The organism is Vibrio sp. 10N.261.51.C6, assembly GCF_041471785.1.
Lineage (GTDB): Bacteria > Pseudomonadota > Gammaproteobacteria > Enterobacterales > Vibrionaceae > Vibrio > Vibrio crassostreae_C.
The window spans coordinates 1-260 of record NZ_JBFRPB010000144.1 but is presented as its reverse complement, the minus strand read 5'-3'; the positions used below and the strand labels follow the sequence as shown (position 1 = coordinate 260).

Genomic DNA, 260 nt, shown 5'->3' with positions numbered 1-260 from the left:
GAGAACTTTTAAATTTGATTGAATTACTCGTAAGTAAGTCAATCAGTCAGCTTTCCAAATTGTTAAAGAGCTTGATTCAATAAAATGAACCATTTTTAAAGATTCTTAAGGAAGAACACTTAAAGATGGTGGAGCTATGCGGGATCGAACCGCAGACCTCCTCGCTGCCAGCGAGGCGCTCTCCCAGCTGAGCTATAGCCCCATCTGGAAAAGTATTTCCTACTCTTAACTTATTAAACCATCAATCTGTGTGGGTACTC

The 260-nt window shown here is 40.4% G+C and carries 1 tRNA gene; it reads right to left on the bottom strand.

From position 1 onward, the window contains the following. Positions 1 to 126: 126 nt before the first annotated feature. Positions 127 to 202, bottom strand: a tRNA-Ala gene (locus tag AB4375_RS21590). Between the last annotated feature and the right edge of the window lie 58 nt (positions 203 to 260).